The 19,484-nt window shown below is 52.4% G+C and carries 22 protein-coding genes, 1 tRNA gene and 1 pseudogene; 10 read left to right on the plus strand and 14 right to left on the minus strand.

Annotation, left to right across the window (positions count from 1 at the left end):
• The first annotated feature begins 7 nt into the window (after nucleotides 1-7).
• Both minD and minE read left to right on the plus strand, forming a co-directional pair.
• Nucleotides 8-823 carry a septum site-determining protein MinD gene (gene minD / locus ACFQUU_RS04925; RefSeq protein WP_382243502.1) on the plus strand — a complete coding sequence of 272 codons (816 nt, stop codon included), beginning with the start codon at nucleotides 8-10 and terminating at the stop codon, nucleotides 821-823.
• A 1-nt stretch (nucleotide 824) separates the two neighbouring features.
• Nucleotides 825-1,088: a cell division topological specificity factor MinE gene (gene minE, locus ACFQUU_RS04930; RefSeq protein ID WP_382243505.1), complete on the plus strand. Its 264-nt coding sequence runs from the start codon at nucleotides 825-827 to the stop codon at nucleotides 1,086-1,088.
• 195 nt (nucleotides 1,089-1,283) lie between these two features.
• On the opposite strand, the gene ACFQUU_RS04935 is transcribed toward minE, so the two are convergent.
• Complete coding sequence (locus ACFQUU_RS04935; protein ID WP_382243508.1) at nucleotides 1,284-1,610, minus strand: hypothetical protein; 327 nt, start codon at nucleotides 1,608-1,610, stop codon at nucleotides 1,284-1,286.
• A 264-nt stretch (nucleotides 1,611-1,874) separates the two neighbouring features.
• Between ACFQUU_RS04935 and ACFQUU_RS04940 the strand changes: the two genes are divergently transcribed.
• The 3 genes from ACFQUU_RS04940 to ACFQUU_RS04950 all read left to right on the plus strand — a co-directional run bounded on the left by ACFQUU_RS04940 (nucleotide 1,875) and on the right by ACFQUU_RS04950 (nucleotide 5,115).
• On the plus strand, nucleotides 1,875-2,246 hold the full coding sequence (locus tag ACFQUU_RS04940) for a hypothetical protein (RefSeq protein ID WP_382243510.1): 372 nt from the start codon (nucleotides 1,875-1,877) through the stop codon (nucleotides 2,244-2,246).
• Between the two features lie 12 nt (nucleotides 2,247-2,258).
• Nucleotides 2,259-2,771 (plus strand): hypothetical protein, encoded by a 513-nt coding sequence (locus ACFQUU_RS04945; RefSeq protein WP_382243513.1) that lies wholly within the window; start codon nucleotides 2,259-2,261, stop codon nucleotides 2,769-2,771.
• A 133-nt stretch (nucleotides 2,772-2,904) separates the two neighbouring features.
• Nucleotides 2,905-5,115: a YgiQ family radical SAM protein gene (locus tag ACFQUU_RS04950; protein ID WP_382243516.1), complete on the plus strand. Its 2,211-nt coding sequence runs from the start codon at nucleotides 2,905-2,907 to the stop codon at nucleotides 5,113-5,115.
• Nucleotides 5,116-5,991: 876 nt separating this feature from the next.
• Here ACFQUU_RS04950 and ACFQUU_RS04955 read toward each other — a convergent pair.
• From ACFQUU_RS04955 to ACFQUU_RS04965, 3 genes are all read right to left on the minus strand, one after another.
• Nucleotides 5,992-7,182 (minus strand): hypothetical protein, encoded by a 1,191-nt coding sequence (locus ACFQUU_RS04955; RefSeq protein WP_382243519.1) that lies wholly within the window; start codon nucleotides 7,180-7,182, stop codon nucleotides 5,992-5,994.
• A gap of 1 nt (nucleotide 7,183) precedes the next feature.
• Nucleotides 7,184-8,599, minus strand: a complete 1,416-nt coding sequence (locus ACFQUU_RS04960; RefSeq protein ID WP_382243522.1) for an MBOAT family O-acyltransferase — start codon at nucleotides 8,597-8,599, stop codon at nucleotides 7,184-7,186.
• A 146-nt stretch (nucleotides 8,600-8,745) separates the two neighbouring features.
• Nucleotides 8,746-9,123 (minus strand): hypothetical protein, encoded by a 378-nt coding sequence (locus ACFQUU_RS04965; protein WP_382243525.1) that lies wholly within the window; start codon nucleotides 9,121-9,123, stop codon nucleotides 8,746-8,748.
• 236 nt (nucleotides 9,124-9,359) lie between these two features.
• Here ACFQUU_RS04965 and ACFQUU_RS04970 point away from each other — a divergent pair, with 236 nt between their 5' ends.
• Nucleotides 9,360-9,788, plus strand: coding sequence for a response regulator (locus ACFQUU_RS04970; protein WP_382243528.1), 429 nt, complete (start codon nucleotides 9,360-9,362; stop codon nucleotides 9,786-9,788).
• A 62-nt stretch (nucleotides 9,789-9,850) separates the two neighbouring features.
• Here ACFQUU_RS04970 and ACFQUU_RS04975 read toward each other — a convergent pair whose 3' ends face one another.
• Nucleotides 9,851-10,573, minus strand: coding sequence for a Crp/Fnr family transcriptional regulator (locus tag ACFQUU_RS04975; protein WP_382243531.1), 723 nt, complete (start codon nucleotides 10,571-10,573; stop codon nucleotides 9,851-9,853).
• A gap of 441 nt (nucleotides 10,574-11,014) precedes the next feature.
• A complete protein-coding gene (locus ACFQUU_RS04980) occupies nucleotides 11,015-11,725 on the minus strand; it encodes a hypothetical protein (protein ID WP_382243534.1) in 711 nt (236 codons plus the stop codon).
• A 287-nt stretch (nucleotides 11,726-12,012) separates the two neighbouring features.
• Between ACFQUU_RS04980 and ACFQUU_RS04985 the strand changes: the two genes are divergently transcribed.
• Together ACFQUU_RS04985 and ACFQUU_RS04990 are read left to right on the plus strand one after the other, a co-directional pair.
• Nucleotides 12,013-12,285: a hypothetical protein gene (locus ACFQUU_RS04985; RefSeq protein ID WP_382243537.1), complete on the plus strand. Its 273-nt coding sequence runs from the start codon at nucleotides 12,013-12,015 to the stop codon at nucleotides 12,283-12,285.
• A 69-nt stretch (nucleotides 12,286-12,354) separates the two neighbouring features.
• Nucleotides 12,355-12,705 carry a helix-turn-helix domain-containing protein gene (locus ACFQUU_RS04990; protein WP_382243540.1) on the plus strand — a complete coding sequence of 117 codons (351 nt, stop codon included), beginning with the start codon at nucleotides 12,355-12,357 and terminating at the stop codon, nucleotides 12,703-12,705.
• Between the two features lie 66 nt (nucleotides 12,706-12,771).
• On the opposite strand, the gene ACFQUU_RS04995 is transcribed toward ACFQUU_RS04990, so the two are convergent.
• Both ACFQUU_RS04995 and ACFQUU_RS05000 read right to left on the minus strand, forming a co-directional pair.
• On the minus strand, nucleotides 12,772-13,290 hold the full coding sequence (locus ACFQUU_RS04995; protein ID WP_382243543.1) for a tyrosine-type recombinase/integrase: 519 nt from the start codon (nucleotides 13,288-13,290) through the stop codon (nucleotides 12,772-12,774).
• A 209-nt stretch (nucleotides 13,291-13,499) separates the two neighbouring features.
• Nucleotides 13,500-13,931, minus strand: a pseudogene (locus ACFQUU_RS05000) (recombination-associated protein RdgC); the annotation flags it as partial.
• On the opposite strand from ACFQUU_RS05000, the gene ACFQUU_RS05005 reads away from it, so the two are divergent.
• Nucleotides 13,815-14,684, plus strand: coding sequence for a PLxRFG domain-containing protein (locus tag ACFQUU_RS05005; protein ID WP_382243545.1), 870 nt, complete (start codon nucleotides 13,815-13,817; stop codon nucleotides 14,682-14,684). The pseudogene ACFQUU_RS05000 and the gene ACFQUU_RS05005 sit on opposite strands and share 117 nt — an antisense overlap.
• A 1-nt stretch (nucleotide 14,685) precedes the next feature.
• Here ACFQUU_RS05005 and ACFQUU_RS05010 read toward each other — a convergent pair whose 3' ends face one another.
• The 4 genes from ACFQUU_RS05010 to ACFQUU_RS05025 form a co-directional block, all read right to left on the minus strand.
• Nucleotides 14,686-15,753: an SIR2 family protein gene (locus ACFQUU_RS05010; protein WP_382243548.1), complete on the minus strand. Its 1,068-nt coding sequence runs from the start codon at nucleotides 15,751-15,753 to the stop codon at nucleotides 14,686-14,688.
• A 23-nt stretch (nucleotides 15,754-15,776) separates the two neighbouring features.
• Entirely contained in the window at nucleotides 15,777-16,376 is a 600-nt protein-coding gene (locus tag ACFQUU_RS05015; RefSeq protein ID WP_382243551.1) for a hypothetical protein, read from the minus strand.
• 454 nt (nucleotides 16,377-16,830) lie between these two features.
• The gene (locus tag ACFQUU_RS05020) at nucleotides 16,831-17,736 is read right to left on the minus strand and encodes a TIR domain-containing protein (protein ID WP_382243554.1); all 906 of its coding nucleotides are present in this window, start codon (nucleotides 17,734-17,736) and stop codon (nucleotides 16,831-16,833) included.
• Nucleotides 17,736-18,020 carry a hypothetical protein gene (locus ACFQUU_RS05025; RefSeq protein WP_382243557.1) on the minus strand — a complete coding sequence of 95 codons (285 nt, stop codon included), beginning with the start codon at nucleotides 18,018-18,020 and terminating at the stop codon, nucleotides 17,736-17,738. The genes ACFQUU_RS05020 and ACFQUU_RS05025 overlap by 1 nt, the downstream gene beginning before the upstream one ends.
• 217 nt (nucleotides 18,021-18,237) lie before the next feature.
• Here ACFQUU_RS05025 and ACFQUU_RS05030 point away from each other — a divergent pair, with 217 nt between their 5' ends.
• Nucleotides 18,238-18,492: a hypothetical protein gene (locus ACFQUU_RS05030; RefSeq protein WP_382243560.1), complete on the plus strand. Its 255-nt coding sequence runs from the start codon at nucleotides 18,238-18,240 to the stop codon at nucleotides 18,490-18,492.
• Between the two features lie 161 nt (nucleotides 18,493-18,653).
• Here ACFQUU_RS05030 and ACFQUU_RS05035 read toward each other — a convergent pair.
• Together ACFQUU_RS05035 and dnaQ are read right to left on the minus strand one after the other, a co-directional pair.
• Nucleotides 18,654-18,728 (minus strand) — tRNA-Val (locus ACFQUU_RS05035).
• 36 nt (nucleotides 18,729-18,764) lie between these two features.
• On the minus strand, nucleotides 18,765-19,484 hold the full coding sequence (gene dnaQ / locus ACFQUU_RS05040) for a DNA polymerase III subunit epsilon (protein WP_382243563.1): 720 nt from the start codon (nucleotides 19,482-19,484) through the stop codon (nucleotides 18,765-18,767).

Raw genomic sequence — 19,484 nt, forward strand, 5'->3', positions numbered from 1 at the left:
TTTTTTTGTGGCCAAAATCATCGTTGTAACGTCGGGTAAAGGAGGCGTAGGTAAAACCACCTCCAGCGCCAGTTTCGCGTCAGGACTCGCCCTGCGCGGACACAAGACCGTTGTGATCGATTTCGACGTCGGTCTGCGTAACCTTGACCTGATCATGGGTTGCGAGCGACGCGTCGTCTATGACCTGATCAACGTGATCAACAAAGAAGCCACCCTCAACCAGGCCCTGATCAAGGATAAGCATTGCGACAACTTGTTTGTGCTGCCCGCATCGCAGACACGTGACAAGGATGCGTTGACCGAGGCAGGCGTGGAGGGCATCCTGAATGACTTGCGCAAGATGGATTTTGAATACATCGTCTGCGACTCGCCAGCGGGTATCGAACACGGTGCCGTCATGGCGCTGACATTCGCCGACGAGGCGATCGTCGTCACCAACCCGGAAGTTTCGTCTGTGCGTGACTCGGACCGCATTCTGGGTATCATCCAGGCCAAATCGCGCCGCGCCCTGGCCGGTGGCGAACCCGTCAAGGAACACCTGCTGATCACCCGCTACGTTCCCAAGCGGGTCGAAGCTGGCGAAATGCTGTCGTTCACCGACGTGCAGGAAATCCTGCGCATTCCGCTCATCGGCATCATTCCGGAATCGGAATCGGTTTTGCACGCGTCAAACCAGGGTAATCCGGCGATTCACATTACAGGCAGCGATGTTTCGGAAGCCTATCAGGACGTCGTGGCGCGCTTCCTGGGGCATGAAGTGCCGATGCGCTTTACCGCTTACGAAAAACCTGGCTTGTTCCAGAGACTCTTCAAGGGTAAGTGATATGGCGCTACTCTCATTCCTGTTTAATAACAAGCCCAAAAGCGCAAGTGCGGCGAAAGAACGCCTGCAGGTAATCATTGCCCGCGAACGCAATGGCCGAGACGGTCCTGACTTTCTGCCAGCACTGCATAAGGAATTGATCGCGGTGATTTCAAAGTATGCGAACGTGAACGCCGACGATATCAAGATTTCACTTGACCGCCAGGGCAACCTGGAAGTTCTGGACGTAAACGTCGTGCTGCCGGATGCCGTCCCGGGCAAGTAATCGGTGTCAAACCGACATACCAGCTTAATTTGATGGAACTCCTCTGAAGCCGGACCGACCCGCCTTCAGAGGAGCATTGGTCATGAGCTCTTATCGATTCGCCATCAGCCATATAGGGCAGGACCGTCAGCCTTTACTTGCGCTGCAGTGATCGGCTCAGCGCTACAGTTCAATAAAACACCTCCACTATCCGCATCAGTGCAACTGGTGTTTCAGGTCAGATAGTTCACGGTGAGCCTGCATCACCACATCCCTGAGTTCGCTGTCGACCATCGGCGCGTTTTCGCAGGCATCCTTTGCGCGATCACCCAGCTGCTCCAGATCATCCACGCACTGCACGATCTGTTGCTCATCTTGCGATTTCATCATGCCTCGCGCCTGGTCCATTCTCTGATCCAGCTGTTGCATGCAATTTTTCAGCTCCATCGGTACGCTTTGCGTCGATTCGCAGCGCTGTGCGGCTTCGTGAATCATGCTTTCCACATGACTAAAGCGTTGCTGCAGTTCGTTTGCTTGCATCATGATAGATCTCCTGTCATTGAGCGATGCCATAGCGGCAACGGGAAAGTTTTGATGACGGACTGACAAGCGAGTTCCGCCTGTTATGGCCAGCGGCCATCAGGAAAAGAAATCACCGAGGAACACTGATAGTCCGTTGTGCAACGGGTTTTGCATGGTTCCCTGCTGCGATCCAAGCGTGGCATATTGTCGAACTCATCACAAATGAATATGTCCAATAACATGGCCCCATTGCACAATCGTGCAGGCCGTTGCACGGAGGCGTCCATGAAAGCATTCAAACCACGGTTTCTTATTATCCTGGTCATTGGATTACTCTTCAGCGAACTAGCCTGGGCACACGGCGGGTACGGATATTACGGGCGCTGGCATGGACGGCCGCATGCTTCAGTCGGCATTGTCCTTGGGGTTCCACTGGTCGGCGCCTGGAGCTACTACCGCCATCCCGGCATTTATACCTATCCACCCGTCATCACCGTTCCTAGTGTTCCGCAGGCCTACATGGAAAAGAACGCGCGTGAGCAGCAGGCAAACTCATGGTGGTACTACTGCCGTTCCGCCCAAGCTTACTATCCGTATGTTCGCGAGTGTCCCAATGGTTGGGAACTGGTGTCGCCGCAACCATCAGATTTGCGGTAAACAGGAATGGCCATGACGCCGCACAGCTTGCTGGTTGGCACCGTCCTTGTTTTCGTTGCAGGTTGCACAACTGTGCCACCCAACCAACCTAGCGTCATGGTGCTTCCCGGTATGGGGAAGAGCTTTGAAGAGTTTCGGGCCGACAACGAAGTATGCAGGCAGTTCGCCTCTGAGCAAGTCAGTGGCGGTACGCCTGACAGTGCCGGAATTGACAGTGGTACGCGCTCTGCCGCGCTCGGGACTTTACTTGGTGCTGCGGCGGGAGCCGCAATCAACGGCGGACGTGGAGCAGCAGTTGGGGCCGGCAGCGGCTTGGCGCTTGGCGGACTTGCCGGAGCCGGCGCAGCTGAAAGCAGTTCAGCGCAACTTCAGCGGCGTTACGACATCGGCTTTCAGCAATGCATGTATGCCAAAGGCCACCGGATTCCTTCCGGTGGAGGCATCATGGGGCAGTTTTTCCGTGATTTCCCGGCGCGGTCAACCGCAGCACCTCCCTTACCACCACCCGGTCGGATTGTTCGCTGACTATCTGAATATTGCCTCCAATTGCCTCTTATCCGGCAACTCCTGACTACCCTGCCTGTCTTAGCACACTGGCCTCTTGACATGCCCACTCGGGAGCCGTCAGCAACGCATTTCCGGTACAATCCGCCCCAACATGAACACACCCAAAAACTTGTTTTCCTATCCCCGCTATCGGGCCGATTACACCTCGCCTGTTCCCTATCTGCCCATGTCGCGCGCGGAAATGGATAAGCTTGGGTGGGATTCCTGCGATGTCATTCTGGTCACAGGGGACGCCTATATCGATCACCCAAGCTTCGGTATGGCGCTGGTCGGACGTCTGCTTGAAAAACAAGGTTTCAGGGTGGGTATTATCAGCCAGCCAGACTGGCATTCTGCGGACGCATTCCGTGCCCTTGGGCGACCGAATCTGTATTTTGGCATTACCGCCGGCAATATGGATTCAATGATCAATCGATATACCTCTGACCGGAAGATCCGCTCTGAGGACGCCTATACCGCCAATGGCGACCCTAACAGGCGACCAGATCGCGCTCTCGTTGTCTATGCGCAGCGTGCACGCGAAGCCTTTCCAGACGCCAACATTGTCGTCGGCAGCATTGAAGCTAGTCTGCGCCGCATCGCCCATTACGATTACTGGTCTGATAAGGTCCGTCGCTCGGTACTGCCAGACTCCAAGGCCGATATCCTGCTGTACGGAAATGCAGAACGCGCTTTGGTCGAACTGACGCATCGTCTAGCCGCAGGCGAAGCCATCAAGGAAATCCGGGATCTGCGCGGAACTGCCTTCATGGTCCCAAGCGGGTGGAAACCTGCGACCGACTGGGCAGAAGCGAACTCGACCCGCTACGACACGCCCGGACGCGTGGAGCCGCATCCGGACCCGTATGAAATGAAAACCAAGGAACCGGAAAGTTGTGCCTCCGGACCGACTCTTGCAGCCGAAAAGCCGATTCTGATCCTTAGCCGTGAAGAACGTCAGGCAGCATTAAAGGAACAGCGCAACAAGACCGTTGTACGATTACCGGCCTATGAGGCCGTCAAGGATGATCCTGTTCTGTATGCCCATGCATCACGCATTCTGCACTTGGAGTCCAATCCCGGTAACGCCCGCGCACTGGTGCAGGCGCATGGTGAGCGGGATGTCTGGCTGAACCCGCCGCCCCTGCCGCTGGCGATGGACGAAATGGACGGCGTCTACGACATGCCCTATGCGCGCGCGCCGCACCCGGTGTATGGCAAGGCGCGGATTCCCGCATGGGAAATGATCCGCTTCTCAGTCAACATCATGCGAGGCTGTTTTGGCGGTTGCACATTCTGCTCGATCACCGAGCACGAAGGTCGCATAATCCAGAGCCGCTCCGAGCCATCGATCCTGCGTGAAATTGAGCTGATCCGCGACAAGACCAAGGGTTTTACCGGCACGATCTCTGATCTGGGCGGACCAACTGCCAACATGTACCGCCTCGCATGCAAGGACAAGAAAATTGAAGAGTCCTGCCGCAGACTGTCTTGTGTATATCCGAGCATCTGTTCGAACCTCAATACCGATCACAGCAAGCTGATCCAGTTGTACCGGAAGGCACGCTCCATTCCCGGCATCAAGAAGATTCTGGTCAGTTCCGGACTGCGCTACGATCTGGCAGTTCGTTCACCCGAATATGTGAAGGAACTGGTGACTCACCATGTCGGGGGTTTGCTGAAGATTGCGCCAGAGCATTCAGAGGATGGCCCGCTCTCGAAGATGATGAAGCCCGGCATGGGCTCGTACTATGCGTTCAAGGAAATGTTCGAGCGCTTTTCAAAGGAAGCAGGCAAGGAACAGTACCTGATTCCCTACTTTATCGCTGCACATCCAGGCACAACCGACGAAGACATGCTCAACCTCGCTATCTGGCTGAAGAAGAATAACTTCCAGCTCGATCAGGTACAGACCTTCTTACCCACGCCAATGGCGATGGCAACCGCGATGTACCATGGGCGAAAGAATCCGCTGCATAAAATTTCTGCAGACTCTGAAGCGGTAGAGACTGTACGTGCCGGCAAGATCCGGCGCTTGCATAAAGCTTTTCTCCGCTACCACGATCCGGAAAATTGGCCAATTCTGCGCGAAGCCTTGCAGCGCATGGGCCGTTCCGACCTGATCGGCAACAGTGACCGACATCTGGTCCCGCGCTATACGCCGCCTTCAGTAGGAACGCCAACGCGAGCTGGTCAACGCCCCAATACTGTTGGAACGGCAACCAAATCACGGAAGGTATTTACAGGTGCTGCCCCGGTTACGCCAGGCAAGAATGCACGTAAGCCCTTCAGTCAGGTAGCGAGACCCGGTAGAAAAGGATAGCCGTTGCCAGTGTAATAACATCAAGAGGTCTGTTTGACCAAGTCGTGCGAATAATTTGCTTCGAACAGCTATATGAGTCTGCACGACAGGTATGGTATTCAGATTTCATATATCAGTTATTGCGAGAAAAAAGCAGACGAGTCCCGATCAGTGGACTATAGTGAATCTGTCTCCTCCAACTCTTCTTGAATTGGATTCAGCCCGCAACCGAAAGGTACGCGGGCTTTTTTTCGTCGATATGCTTCCTTCCATAGAGAATGCATACGCGTTGTGCCATGTGCGTGCATGACCATCACTCCATCAAATCAACTTGCCGTAATTTCCTGAAAGCATCGTTAGTCAAAGTTTGCTTTTAATCAAAAGTAAATTCAAGAAAGTTGCCTGTTGAACTATTGATTAGTGTCATGATTTCGTTAGAATGACATAGAGCAAGCAATTGCCATTTATCAACGGGGATGCCATGAGAAACGCAAGACAAAATGCAGTTGCTTATCAAGCCGAATCCGGATTTAACTTTAATAAGCTGCAAGCTGCCCTTTGCATTGCTACGTCCTCCGCGGTAAGTATTGGTTTGATGTATCTCGGCATTCGCTGGTTGAGCTAAACATTCGATTTATATATTGCTCATCTGCGACCGCTGGTTCGTTGAATGCAGCATGATCATATATACGTATCCGCGGGCCGAAACTTCCTCTCCGCGGTACTCACATACTTTCCTCCCAAAGCGTCTTTGTATCCTTGTAGATTGAGGCGGATTGCTTGACTCGCAGGGCAAAGCGCGCATTGAAATGTCGTTGCACTCCGTGCTACACAAATGACCGGCAACACGGCCATACCCCCGGAGCGGCAGAACGCGATAGCATTCTCAATACAAAATCAAATTCCCAATTTACCCAGGTCAACGGCTAAACGTCCGCTCAGCAACGATCCATCGTGATACAAAAATAGTACATGGGTGTGTTCTGCTGATTGGAAGAAGGCTGACCGTAGCCCATGAATTTCGGAATCATCCAGTTGAGCAAGATTATTGGTCGACAGATGGATCACTTCACGATAATAGGGAGCGTACCACCCTGCAATATGCCGCCCAAACGAATCGGACAACATAACCAAACGGCGATTGGGAGCAAGAGGATTGATATAACGTGATACGTCACCAAGCTTGGCCATGGCCGCCTGAAGTTGCGGGTAGCAGCTTGGCCCTCCGCATTCCGTAATACCCGAAGCCTTGAAATCGGCGACTTCGACCGAGCTATTCAATTCAACGCCAGGAAAAAGATGGGCGATATCTGACGGCAAAGACTGCTGCGACGTATGGAGTGTCGGTGTGGCACGTGCCTTGGCGTCCCAGAAATGACGCACACTGGCTTCGGCGACCATACGTGGTCCGGTCCCGGACCAATGAAACCAGGTCACGGGAATCACGTTTGCAGTGCGCTCGATGGCACGCATGTCGTCTATTGGATAATAGACGCGCTGACGTGCTTGGGGCGTCAAGATATCCGATGCAAGCACACGCGGGACTGGCTCAGTGGACGGATCACAGCGCTGAGCAAGCCATGTCGGCAATTCATTCCGATAAAGAACCGGCGAACTCGGGGCAACCAACATCTTGGCATCGACGCCCAATTTGCGGAATCCCGCATCAAACGCGCTAAGCTGCTTCGCAATTCCTTCGACATGCTCATACTCGTAGCCACAGGCTTGAGTGATTGCTGCATAGGGCGCATGCGCTGTCGAATGCGCAGCCAGAAATATTCTTCCTCCTTTGCCCTCAATGACTTGCATGGTCGGGAACTGCTTGAACAACGTATAGCGGACCCGGTTATTCAGCTTGACGAGCAGATCGCGAAATCCGAAATGGTCGTTGATCCACAAATCAAGTTGGGCAGGAAATTTGACGATGCTGTCCCAGTCGCGCGGTCGCTCGGGGAAATTGGCAAGGTTGCGATTCTCCCCTACCCCTTCCTGCCGACCGCCGGTCGCCAGCAACGCGGGGATGAGCAGCACGGTCACAACCATAATCTTTGCCGCGTTTGCAGCAATCTGCGTAGCGAAGCCTGCCATGTCAGAAACGGAAATAAATAAACGGGTTATAGGTGCCGGCAGCAAGGCTGGCCGCGCAAAGGACAAATGCCGCTGCCGCGCCGGCAGCTCGCAAAGGCAAGGAAGAAAATGCGAGATGCAGGCCCTTCCGCGGTGTGGCACTCGGGGCCGCCATGTCGTCGGAAAAACGCCAGGTCGCAATCAAGGTGCCGATGATCAGTGCTGCCGCAGCAGCTGCACCAAAATCCATCTGCCAGGGATGCGCGCTGCTGGATGCGCCGCCAAACATCACGCCCAGGAACTTCAACGCATGCGGTACATCATTGGCCCGGAAGAATACCCATCCGATCATCACCACAAGCAGCGTATAGGCTTGCGACACCATCGCCGGCAATCTTTCCAGCATACGGCCAAGTCCCATGCGTTCTATGATGAGGAGCGCGCCATGCCAGGCACCCCAGATGATGAATGTCCATGCTGCACCATGCCACAAGCCGCACAGTAAAAATACAATGCCAAGATTTGCGTAGGTCCTGAGCGGCGAAACGCGATTGCCACCAAGCGGAATATAAAGATAGTCACGGAACCAAGACGACAGGCTAATGTGCCAGCGTCGCCAGAATTCAGTCACCGAGGTTGAAGAATAAGGGCGATTGAAATTGGGGGGATAACTAAAGCCGATCATATGACCGATACCGATGGCCATGTTTGAGTATCCGGCAAAGTCATACAGGATCTGGATGGAATAGCACGCGATTCCTATCCACGCCCCGGTGGTCGACAGCTGGTCAGGTGCCACCGCAAAGAGCTTGTCTGCCGACAGCGCCACGGTATTGGCAATCAACACCTTCTGGGCGAGCCCAACGATAAACTGTTGCAGACCTGCCAGTACCCGTGCATTCGGTATCGCCCTGTGGTCAACTTCGTCCGCTATCTGTCGGTACCGGACGATAGGCCCGGCGATCAACTGGGGGAACATCGCCTTGTACATCGCGAAGGTCCAGAAACTCTTTTGTGCATTGACGTCGCCCCGGTACACATCGATAAGATAGGAAATCCCCTGAAATGTGAAAAACGAAATCCCTAGCGGGAGGATGATTTCCGGGACATGTAGCGGGCTCGAAAACAACGAAACCAGTTCGTTAGCGATGGTTACAAAGAAACCGATGTACTTGTAATACATCAGAAAGACAAGATTGGCGGCCACACCAAACCACAACAGCGCCTTTTTTCTGGCAGCAAAACGCTGGATCGCGTAACCAACACCGTAATTCAGCACCGCCGAAAACATCAGCAAGGGCACGAACCGCGGCTCGCCCCATGCGTAGAACACGAGACTGGCGACCAGCAGTACCGGATTCTTCCATGGCAGTACATAGTAGAGAATCAGGAATGCAGGAAAGAAATAAAACAGGAAAGTTGCGGAGCTGAATACCATGTCACCCGGATACCGTTCTTGTAATAGCGGCTATATTGCCGCGTGAGAATGGGCGACACTTTACCATGCCTTCGTCTATGTTTTATTGACCAGGACGGCGACAATCAAGACTGCGCGACGAATGAATAAATAACGAACCAGGCGGATTATCGCTTTACATAGGTGAGATACAGATAACTTGCTGAAAGCACTGTCAGGACTATGCAGGCAAACGCAAAGCCGATTCCGGCGCTCATGCAGAAGAACGCCGCACACATGTAGTTGGCGCTTTGGGTACTTGCCGTCGCCATCAGGTCAGACAATACCCGGGTGAGCTGCATCATGCAGACGGCAATCCCAATCCATTTCCCCATAAAGAATGGCAGGATTTTGCGTTGGGCTCGGTTATACCGATAGTTTGCGATGCGCTGCTCCACGGTTCCACGCCCGGCGTCGCGAAACATCCAGAAGGGGATGGCAAGTCGCCACAAATATTGAAGAGTAAAAGCGAGTTTTTTAAGTAGTGTCTGATCATTGCTTTTCATAGGGCCTTGCACCTCCTGCTACTTAGTCAGAATTTGAAGGTAGTTGTTCACGAGGACATGGTGTCTCAACCAATCGAGCGCAAGCAAGGCCAAGGAAATCTCGAACAGTTGAAGAACCGTGCAGACACGTAAAAATTCCGGATTGCATGATGGCCGCAACATCTTGTCGTGACAGACGGCAACCATATGAGGGCCAATGCGGGACGTGTCTACTTGGGATAAAATTCCGGCCCATCATGCTGCCAACCATCCTGCTAGTCGAAGACGATCCACATGATGTGGAATTGACGACCACCGCTCTTGACCAGTGCGGCATTCCCCATAGACTGGAATGTGTCCGCGATGGTGAAGACGCATTTCATTACCTGCTTGGACTTGGGCAGCATGCACAACGCCGGCCCGGCAATCCGGCGCTCATCCTGCTGGATTTGAAGCTGCCGAAACTTGATGGCATTGAAGTTCTCAAGCAGGTACGCTGGTTCAATCCTGGCCTTGCCGCCATTCCGGTCGTTGTCTTATCGTCGTCATCGGAAGAATCCGACCGCTATCGTGCCCGTGCACTCGGAATTAGCGAGTACATCGTCAAACCAATGGAATGCAGGGGCTTCATCGATGCGCTATGCCAGGTGCTCTCGGTGTACATGCCGTCACCGCGTGGCACCTGAAGGCCACGTCAAGCGTACTTGCCTCCAAGAGCCATCAGATCGCGCGCTTCGCCTTTTACAAGTTACGAACGCACGCCAAGCAACCTTTCAAATTGTGCCCTGACGATGCCATAACACTCGCAAGCCACCTCTTCGAGTCCCTCGCGGTCAACAATATGCACATTGCCTCGCTTGTACTCGATGAGACCAGCACGTTGCAGCGTCCCCGCAATCAAACTGACACTGGGACGATGGACACCTAGCATCATCGCCAGGTATTCCTGCGTAATCTGAAATTCATCGCGCTTCATCCTGTCGTGGCTCATGAGCAACCAGCGCGCCATCCGCTGCTCTAGTCCATGTAACCGATTACACGCAACCGATTGGGAAACCTGGCTCAGATACGCCTGAAGGTATTTCAACACGACGCGTCGCAAGACGGTGTCCGTTGCAGTCATCTCCTTGAAAACGCTCGCGGGCATCCTCAGAGAACTGCCGGGGATTTGGCACACAGTACGTTCGATGGCCAAGTCTCCCCCAAGAAGGAGGTCAATTGTCGACATGCCCTCATAACCAACAGTGCCAACTTCCACGGCCGAGCCATCTTCCATGGTCGCCAGAATGGAATGCTCGCCGATCAGGGGAAAGTACGCGTAGTTAATTGGTTTGTCCCGCTCGAAGAGCACAAAATGAAGCGGTGTATCGATAAACTCAAGATGCGGAAGCAATGCCTGATATTCGGACACAGGCAACATTGACAGCAAAAGATTGCTGCACTCCGACGGTGAGCCAGGGACCGTTCTCATTCAAGCCTCCTGATAGATCTGCTAATCCGATTGACAAAATTGCAATCTATGAGACTGTACCGGACCTACGCAAGTTTCTTTGTTTTGCAAGTAGCTATGACTATATAGAAGTCCTGTCTAGCCCGCTTCGGGGCCATGAGGCAAGGATCACCGTGTTGGTCCCGGTCTGCGATTTCGTCACCGGAGATAAGAGCAGATTCCAAAATGGAAAAAGCCCACGTTTTACACGCGGGCTTTAACTTGTTTCATACTATTATTTTTACTTTTGCGGCACTGCCGTCCGTCTGAATTAATTCATCGGTAGAAATACAGTTTGCTGCAGGAATCTGGTGGACAGTACTGGGATTGAACCAGACCGCGCAAGCCGGTAACTCAGACGCCGCAAAGCTTTGCGCCCTGCTCTTGTCTAGTAAATCTGATTTGTCTAATTGATTCGGCAGTTTAAATCGCTCTACCAGCGGCCCAAGCCGTTTCGTATGTGTGCAGCATAGCGCTGAAAGCATCGGTTACCTGAGTCAAAAGCGTTGCGGATTTGACGGCACCGTCCTTGAATGTTGCGCCGCTGTGAAAGCACTCGCGCTGGTCGATGAAGATGAATCGATCATGCATGTCTTTGGACTTACGTACCTCGACCTGTACGCCGTTCTGTTGTGCAAACAGATCAACAGCGGGTTTTACCTGATTGACTTGGTTCTCAATAAGCAAACGTATGTTCACCCCAGGCTTCACATGCGGCAGGTAGCGCGACACGAAATCTGCACCCAGATATGGGTCTACAACCAGCACATCAATAGTTGCCGACTCTAAGATTTTGCGAACCTCATCAAAATAATCAAAGGGCTTACCGGCTTCAAAAGCAACCGTAAGCGGCCCGCCTGACTTCATCCGCCACTCCGTTTTATATTGCTGCAAAGACACGATTATTTTCTGAATGATGTCGGCGGGATTAAAAATAGGGCTATATAAATTCTCAACTAGTCCTTTGAAGAAACTACCACGTAAAGGATCCGCTAACATGACCAAGCCGACTGCTTGACCCAGCCATTCATGGTTTACGTCGATATCGTGGTGCAGTGTCTTGCGATTTGGTATCGCGCGAATAAGTGCGTCAAATTCCGCCGCAAGCTGTGCTGGTGGTATCTGTGGCTGCATTCTTTCTCCTTCGAAATTCCGAGATCGTAATATACCTCCTACTGCCCCCAGCTCCCGCAATGGCTTGATGCGCTATTTTGCGCAGATCGACATAAATCGAAAAAAGAAATTATCTATAATCGAAAGTTTCTGTTATAGTGTTTCCTGTCATCAGCTGATGGCGTTTATTTGAAATAAAATTTTATCAACCCGCTGTTTCATTTATCCCTTTTCCTATTTGGAGTTATGCATGAGTTACATGGCCCCCGACGAGTCGTCAATCCCAATTTACCTAATAGGTCCGACCAATGCTTTCTTTGCACAACGCCGATCCGGCTGCATCACAGAATGACAAAGCAACAGAAGTTCAGAAGTTCATAAAGGAAATTTCTTTCCTTATCGAAAGTTACAGCGAAGTACAAGACTCATCTGTGCGACGCGCTGTAAAAGAGTTGAAAGATGTAAAAGCTTGTCTTGAACAAGGGAATCAAAGACGTTCACGGGATTGGGGCGCGACAGGAAAAAATCTTCTCCTAGCCGCCCAATGGGTAAAGATCATTTGTGACTTTCTCCAGGAGTAAATTCTTTTTTATCTCGGGGCAATTGAAGCAATTGCCCCGAGATAAATTACATTTGTTTGGAGCAAAAATATGGAACTAACTCAAATTGGTTTCGCCGTCCGCACTGCTCGACAGGCAGCACGGATGTCCGCCACAGAGTTAGCGTCTGCAGTTGCGCTAACCCCAGCCGCACTCAGCAAGATAGAGACAGGTCGACAAAATCTTGATTTCAAAACTGCCATAAGCATCGCACATGCTTTGAAAATTAGTCTCGACCATTTAGCCGTTTTGGCAGAGAAAGTATCCGATGCCAGCATGGAGAGCGGTAACGTACGACGCGAGTTCGCGTCGCGCCTGAAGTCGCTCGAGCAGAGCGCCATCAAGACCGCGTTATCGGTAATGCACGAGCCCTCTCCGGACGCGGACCGTTCGGCACAGTAAGTTCGTGTAGTGATAAAAAAAGCCCGCAGTTGCGGGCTTTTTTACGGCTGTTCTAATCCAAATGGTTTAGCTTCCCGCCGGCTTGATGCGCTCAGGCTTCCGTCGATAAACCCGCTCTGTCATGCGCGAATCCGAGTGCGCCAGCAGCTGGCGTGCACGCTCCAGGCTCTCCGCATCACTACCCACTTTGGCCCGTAGGTCGTGCTCGGTGAAGCGCTGCGTGACCTTTGATTCTTTCAGCAGGCGCTCTATGAAGGAATGCCAGATCGTGTCAAATCCCTTAGTGGTGCCCTTCTCCTCTTCGAATAGCGAGCGGCCGAATTTGTTACTGAACAGGTACGGTGACAACGCCGGACGTACAGCCACGGCCTCATCGATGGCGGCGCGCAATTCGGGCGACCACTCATAGATCAGCCGCTTGCCGGTGGACTTACGGGTCTTGGACGGCTGCACGTGGATCCCGTCGTCCCGGCAGTCCGTTTTTGTCAGGCGCAAGATATCGCCCTTGCGCAGGCCTGTCAGCATCTTGATGCGCAAATATGCCTGGATCATCAACACGCTTCCCTTGCGGCGCTTTGACTTCATGGACAACGATGGTTAGCGATCTGGGCCTGTTTTATTCCACGCTGGCTGGCGCGGCCAACAGGTTTAGCGTTAAACCTGCTGGGAAGAGCGGAAACTCCCACTCTTTGCCAGGCGTGATTCCGTTTTGAGTGAAAGTGCCGTCGGTAAAACGGGCGCCTTTTCGAAATCACGCCTGGCAAAGAGCCCTGCCCCGAAGGGCAGGAGCTCCGCTACACCAGGCATTCTTCCTCGACTTTCTCTTCTTTAGCCGCAGGAATCCGTTCCTTCTCACCGCCGAACGCTTGGAGCAAAGAGGACAGCAGGCCATTCAATTCACTTGTCATCAGGACGAAATCAGTGTCGAAACGCTCCTGATCGTCCTTTGCCGCCTCGGTGTTTTCCTTCAGCACATCCAAGGGTGCGAGTCGTCGAATGGAAAAATCACTGTGCAGCACGAAGGACACGCGGTCGTTCCACGTAAGAGCTAAGCGGGTGCACTGTTTTCCCGCTGAGATGTGGCGGCGGACGTCTTCGGTATCCAGCGTGTGACGTGTGTACCGGACGGTGGCTTTGCCCTCGCCGACCGCACGCAATTCCGTGTCCTGGTCGACAGTAAAACCCGCTGGCGCCTCATCAGCTGCCAGCCAGTCGGTCAGCTGAGCGGCCACGACACAAACATCAAACGTGACAAGCGCAAATGGGCATACGACACCATCGGCAAAGTCCGGGGCGATCTTGCCCGTTACGGTGTGTCGACACAGCTGCCGTTCGATTTTAGCGGCCGCCTTGGTCTTGGAAATATGCTGCCGGCGACATCCATCCTGAAGCCGTCCGACGCCCAACGGCGCGATCGCCAATGGGCCGAATTGGCCGGTCCGGCCTACGGCGGCCTGGTTAATCAAGCGCTAGACGCCTGGGATGCGTGGGCGCTTGGCGACCGGAGCGGTGCCTTTGTCGCTGTGCTCCCAACGGCGGCGAAGAATGCAGTGGCCGGCGCGAAGTTAGCCGCCACTGGCGTCGCCAAGGACGCCAAAGGTCAGAAAGTCGCCGACGTAACTCTATCGGGTGCATTCTGGAAATCGATTGGCCTAAATCCGACGGTCATCGCGAAACAGAGCCGGACGAACATGCCGATATATCAGGACAAGGCTCTGCATACCGCAGTACAGGCAAAAATCACTGAAATGTGGGTGTCGGGAATTGTGGAACGGGATGACGACAAGGAGGCGCAAGCGCAGAAACTTTTGCACGACTGGAACGAGAACGCGGGCATGCCAATCGTGATCAGGCCACAAACGCTCCGAAGCAAGCTTGCCGCAGCCCATATGGAAGGTCGCGACCGTCTTCTTAAGTCGACCCCGCGTGCCAATCGTGCCGCAGTAGCAGCGCAATTGGATGCAGGACACGAGAATTAAATTAGCGCAACGACATACTTCTACCGTACTCGCTGAATACTTCCGCGCATTTCAAGTTTCGGTTCAAATGTATGCGGTGGTTAGGGTGGCCGCCATAGCTTGCTAATTCACCGCTGATCATTGCGACATCGCTTTCTGACATTCCGTATGCGCTTCCATAAACCGGGCAGTCCCGATACCTAACTTCGTGGTCTCGGTAGAGCAGTTCGACGTTCTGAGGGTTGAAGGAAAACCCAAGAAACACTACACGCTCTGCCGTATGCATGGTGGACCGAATATTAATGATGTCGCTATGAGATTTATCTGTTCCTTCGGTAAAGGTTCTCAGATTCTTTGATATCTCTACCAATTTGCGGGGGTCCGCATCCTCTCCAAATTTAATAGCTCCACGGGGGCTCTGCCAAGGCAAAGGACCTAAAAATCCATAAGGATGGTAGATAGTTAAATTGGAAAGCATATCAACGGCCGCCTGCGGCTCAAGGCCGTAGTAACTTATTAACGCCTCGTACAAATACTGTTCGATGCATCGATCGTAGTTGAAAGTGATTATCGCAACCCGTGACATCCGTTCAGCCATATCTTGCTTCTGACACCCTTCGACTAAAAGCCGAAAAAAGGCGTTGAACCACGTGTGCTGGACTCCTTCGAAATCCAGCTTGTTGTAGATATTGCTTGGATTAATATACAACTTGCTGTTTTGTTCTGCCTCTAATATGCAACGTGCAATGGCAAGCTTTCCGCACTGTGCGATCATAGAGTCGTCACGATGGCCGTCAATAAAATTATCGATTGAAGCAGCCTGCGGCATGTTGTCCCTGATCCTGTGGCAAGCATGGATATAGTGATCTATGACGCCGCTACGGCTTCCCTCCATTGTGACGAGCTCTCTTAAAGCAGCTGTGACAACACGATCACCACTAACTTGATTGAATCCCCTATCGCTGTTGCGGATATCGAGTGCCGTCGCGATGCTACGTTTAAGCTCTGAGCCGATGGGTAAATTGACTTCTTTGCTTGCTCCTGCACCTACGACCAAGACTAGCGATTTTGCATCCAGTTGAGTTTGCATCTTTAAAATTAAAATTTGAACAGTTATTTAAAAGACTGCAAAGGAAGATCACTCGGCTTATGCATAGCGGCTGCTTGAGCTGTAGCCCTTTGGGTCATCTTAATATACTGCTGATAGAAATCACTCTTGCTTGCAAGCGTGCCACGTAAGCCTGATACCAATGCAAGTCTTGCTTGTACGTGGGGATCGTCTTGCTTGAATAGGTCCGCATGGTGCACGGCCATCCATGCGTGAAGTGCCTGGCACTCCATCGGCAACCTACCATTGAGTGCCTGCAACGCAGACGACGCGTCTACCATCACAAAAATTGTACTTTCCGGATTAAACTTATGGAAAGCAAACGGATCTTTGTCACTATGCTTAATAAAATTTGCGGTAGCGTTGCAAATTTCTATGACTTCTTTGCGCTTATCTGCTCGAATGAAATCCTCGAGCATAGTTTCTTCAAAGGTGCGATACCCGGTACCAAACCGTTGATGCAAGCGCCACAATACCTTTAATGCTGCTGTCGCCAATCCGTGAATCGAAACAGGATCCATGTCCTGAAACCAAAGCCAAATCGCCGTACATAACTGCCGTTCGGCGGCATCGGCCTTCGAAATAACAAGTTCGCGTGCAGTCATCGCTTGTTCTCCGAGCTACGGAGCAGTATCGGCAGCATGTCGCATAGTTCGTCCACCAACACCCTGTTTAGTTCCAGCGTTTCGGGTGTCACGGCACTGCAGGACTCGTCTTGACCCGTGAGCAAACCCGCCAGTCCCTGCAAAAGAGTCAATCGCCATTTGAAGTAGTCAACCAAGGCGTCTGGTGCAACTGAAGTGGTCACGTCATTAAATCCAGAAAAATTTAGTGCATCCCTCTGCATACGAATCTCCTTTGCGTGAATCCATAATAACGAGCCGACTGGGGCCGTATCAAGGAAAAGTGGCGCTATATGTTTCGCCGTGCGCTGGCGGAGTCGCTATTGAACCAGACCTGCTGCAAAAAATCATGTGAAACGATTCACATGATTTTTTGTTCATTTTAATGTAGAAAACAGCGAGCACATGCAGAGTGCATGCGTTTGCAACGGAAGTACTACGGTCGCATTACTTTGTTCCAGTCGATGCTGTACCCTGCCGCCTCCAATTCGCGACCAAGAGCCTGTTTCCACCCTGTCCCGGAATCCATCGTTTCCCACACCACGCCGGCGAAATCACTTGGGATTTCAACCGTACCGCGCTTGAGCGCGCATACGTTTTCCCGTCCAAGCTTTCCGATGAAGTAGCCCAGTTCAAGAAGCACGTTCTGCCTGGCGCGTGGCTCAAGCTCGGCATCACCTTTTGCACGCCCAACATCGTCTGGTGTCAGCAAGACAACCGCGAACCCTACATCGCTATTGGCTTCAACCTTTTCGATAACAGTACGTCCCCGGTTCGCCTGCTCATGCAAAATTATCGCTTTCAGGCCTAGGCTCTCAAGAAACCGGGCAACGGATTCGCGCGCTTCACCATCGTGGCCATGCACGATGAAAACATTGTTTGATTTTGGCTTCACAAGCTTAGGTTCCACATTTCCTTGGTTCATGATGTACGCCTTGTAATCTCTGACGAACGGGATTATCAGCTGGCGAATCAAAGAATGTAGTCCAGCATTATGCGTGTTACCAGAATGAAAATAGAAATGCGCAAAGCTGATCGCATAATCCTCTTCTTGGGCAAACTTTTCTATCAGAAGCAGTGTCAGTCCAAGGCCTTTTTCTGGTTCAGCGGGCCAGGCAAGACGATGACTACCTATCATGCTGCCGCCAGTGCCCTCACTTTCAGATAGAAACGCGTCTAAGTCAGCGCCTTCCGTCAGTCGTCGATTCGCGGCTTCCAAGCTCGGATGTTGCAAAAGACGAGCGAGCGTCTTCATCGGTCGTACATACGTTTGGTAGTGTGACGCCTGTAAATCGAGGACCGCATTATTGATTTGTGTAAATACGTCCAGCTCGCCACCCATTATTCCTGCCCACCTTTCGCCCGCAGTTCGGCGGCCCGTTGAATGATGATGTCGCGGTACTTTGCCTTAAGTTGCTCACCTGTGGACTGAACCATCGAGTTGCTTTCGTATTGCCGCAATCTTTCATCGATCATTGTCTCTGCGGCTTGGATCGCTGCTTCAATACTGGCCGGATCGTTCGGGTCGAAGCTCACTTCACCCAACTGACCATCAAGGCCTTCCAGTGCTTTTTGAAAATCGTTTAATTTACGAGAAAGCTGATCAAACCCGCTAAATTTTGCCATGTGCATCTGCCCTTTTTGTCTAGGTTGAATAACAGAAATCACTTAAACAATATCACTAAAAATTACAACTCGGGTGTGTCGACACTTTTATTGCATGGCCTTTACGCTGCCATTTATACTGTGTTTTTATACAGTATATTCTCGGACAATGCGCACTGCTACTTGCTACGCAATTCGGTATCGGCTCAACGGGAAATGGCATTGCTCACAGTGGAAAATGCCTCTTGATTTTGCAGAGTTTCAATATGACGTGACGCAGTGGGAGCCGTTGCTGGACACAGCAGAGGCAATAAAATTCAATGACTCGGCATGGGACGAGAAAAACTGCACGTCGGCATTTCAACGCAAGACGGGCGACCGGCCCCGGCGCAAATCCGAAGAGGCCGCCTATCCTGAACTGGCCGTACTGGCCCAGAGAATACCCAACAGACGAAGAATGGAATGCGCTGACCGACGTATGGAACCGCTGTAAAAGCAGTGGATTTCGCTGATCGCCTGGGCGGCGAAAGCACTGGAAATCTGTCTAATTGCTCGGAAGCAGACTGAATAAAAACAAGGGCTTAAATCATCTAACCGGTGTATTTTGCTAGACACCGAAAGCGACTTAAGCCCTTGTTTATTAGTACGAATTCTTGGTGGACAGTACTGGGATTGAACCAGTGACCCCCGCCGTGTGAAGGCGGTGCTCTACCCCTGAGCTAACTGTCCGGGAGGTCGGCATTATCGCACAGATGCCACGATGAATCAATTTGCTGCGGGAGCCGATTCCAGGCGCCATACGCAACTGCCCTTCGCTTCCTTATCGAGCCGGTCCAGCAAGGCTTCGTGTTCAGCGACTTCATCTTCGCTCGCGCGCACGATGACCATCTCGGAGACTGAAATTGATTCTATCAATTGCTCGCCGCCGGACGTATTGGACTCCACGGTCAAGTCGATTGTGAGGCTGTTCTGGCCACGTGTCATCGCGAGATAAACCTCGGCGAGCAGTTCGGCGTCGAGCAACGCGCCGTGCAATGCACGATGCGCATTCGAAATGCCGTAGCGATCGCACAAGGCGTCAAGCGAATTACGTTTTCCGGGGTGCATTTCCTTTGCCTGCACCAAAGTGTCGGTTACGGCTGCGACGTGTGTAGCGAAACGCGGAAACCCAAGCCGTGCAAACTCGGCATCGAGAAACCCGAGGTCGAATGGCGCGTTGTGGATGATGACTTCGGCATCGCGCACATAATCGCGCAACTCATCCGCAATTTCTGCAAACTTCGGCTTGTCGCTGAGGAATTCAGTCGTCAAGCCGTGTACGGCGAGTGCGCCCTCTTCCGAGTCGCGCTCCGGGTTGATGTAGGTATGAAAGTTGTTGCCGGTCAGGCGGCGATTGACGATTTCCACGCAGCCGACTTCAATGATGCGGTCGCCGGAACGTGGGTTAAGACCAGTGGTTTCAGTATCGAGAACGATTTGTCGCAT

It is taken from the genome of Herbaspirillum sp. GCM10030257, from assembly GCF_042666555.1.
Taxonomy (GTDB): Bacteria; Pseudomonadota; Gammaproteobacteria; order Burkholderiales; family Burkholderiaceae_D; genus Noviherbaspirillum.

Coding starts and splice junctions, on each gene's coding strand:
- minE (WP_382243505.1), top strand. CDS start 825: ATGGCGCTACTCTCATTCCTGTTTAATAACAAGCCCAAAAGCGCAAGT.
- ACFQUU_RS04935 (WP_382243508.1), bottom strand. CDS start 1,610: ATGATGCAAGCAAACGAACTGCAGCAACGCTTTAGTCATGTGGAAAGC.
- ACFQUU_RS04940 (WP_382243510.1), top strand. CDS start 1,875: ATGAAAGCATTCAAACCACGGTTTCTTATTATCCTGGTCATTGGATTA.
- ACFQUU_RS04945 (WP_382243513.1), top strand. CDS start 2,259: ATGACGCCGCACAGCTTGCTGGTTGGCACCGTCCTTGTTTTCGTTGCA.
- ACFQUU_RS04950 (WP_382243516.1), top strand. CDS start 2,905: ATGAACACACCCAAAAACTTGTTTTCCTATCCCCGCTATCGGGCCGAT.
- ACFQUU_RS04955 (WP_382243519.1), bottom strand. CDS start 7,182: ATGGCAGGCTTCGCTACGCAGATTGCTGCAAACGCGGCAAAGATTATG.
- ACFQUU_RS04960 (WP_382243522.1), bottom strand. CDS start 8,599: ATGGTATTCAGCTCCGCAACTTTCCTGTTTTATTTCTTTCCTGCATTC.
- ACFQUU_RS04965 (WP_382243525.1), bottom strand. CDS start 9,123: ATGAAAAGCAATGATCAGACACTACTTAAAAAACTCGCTTTTACTCTT.
- ACFQUU_RS04970 (WP_382243528.1), top strand. CDS start 9,360: ATGCTGCCAACCATCCTGCTAGTCGAAGACGATCCACATGATGTGGAA.
- ACFQUU_RS04975 (WP_382243531.1), bottom strand. CDS start 10,573: ATGAGAACGGTCCCTGGCTCACCGTCGGAGTGCAGCAATCTTTTGCTG.
- ACFQUU_RS04980 (WP_382243534.1), bottom strand. CDS start 11,725: ATGCAGCCACAGATACCACCAGCACAGCTTGCGGCGGAATTTGACGCA.
- ACFQUU_RS04985 (WP_382243537.1), top strand. CDS start 12,013: ATGCTTTCTTTGCACAACGCCGATCCGGCTGCATCACAGAATGACAAA.
- ACFQUU_RS04990 (WP_382243540.1), top strand. CDS start 12,355: ATGGAACTAACTCAAATTGGTTTCGCCGTCCGCACTGCTCGACAGGCA.
- ACFQUU_RS04995 (WP_382243543.1), bottom strand. CDS start 13,290: ATGAAGTCAAAGCGCCGCAAGGGAAGCGTGTTGATGATCCAGGCATAT.
- ACFQUU_RS05010 (WP_382243548.1), bottom strand. CDS start 15,753: ATGCAAACTCAACTGGATGCAAAATCGCTAGTCTTGGTCGTAGGTGCA.
- ACFQUU_RS05015 (WP_382243551.1), bottom strand. CDS start 16,376: ATGACTGCACGCGAACTTGTTATTTCGAAGGCCGATGCCGCCGAACGG.
- ACFQUU_RS05020 (WP_382243554.1), bottom strand. CDS start 17,736: ATGGGTGGCGAGCTGGACGTATTTACACAAATCAATAATGCGGTCCTC.
- ACFQUU_RS05025 (WP_382243557.1), bottom strand. CDS start 18,020: ATGGCAAAATTTAGCGGGTTTGATCAGCTTTCTCGTAAATTAAACGAT.
- ACFQUU_RS05030 (WP_382243560.1), top strand. CDS start 18,238: ATGCCTCTTGATTTTGCAGAGTTTCAATATGACGTGACGCAGTGGGAG.
- dnaQ (WP_382243563.1), bottom strand. CDS start 19,484: ATGCGACAAATCGTTCTCGATACTGAAACCACTGGTCTTAACCCACGT.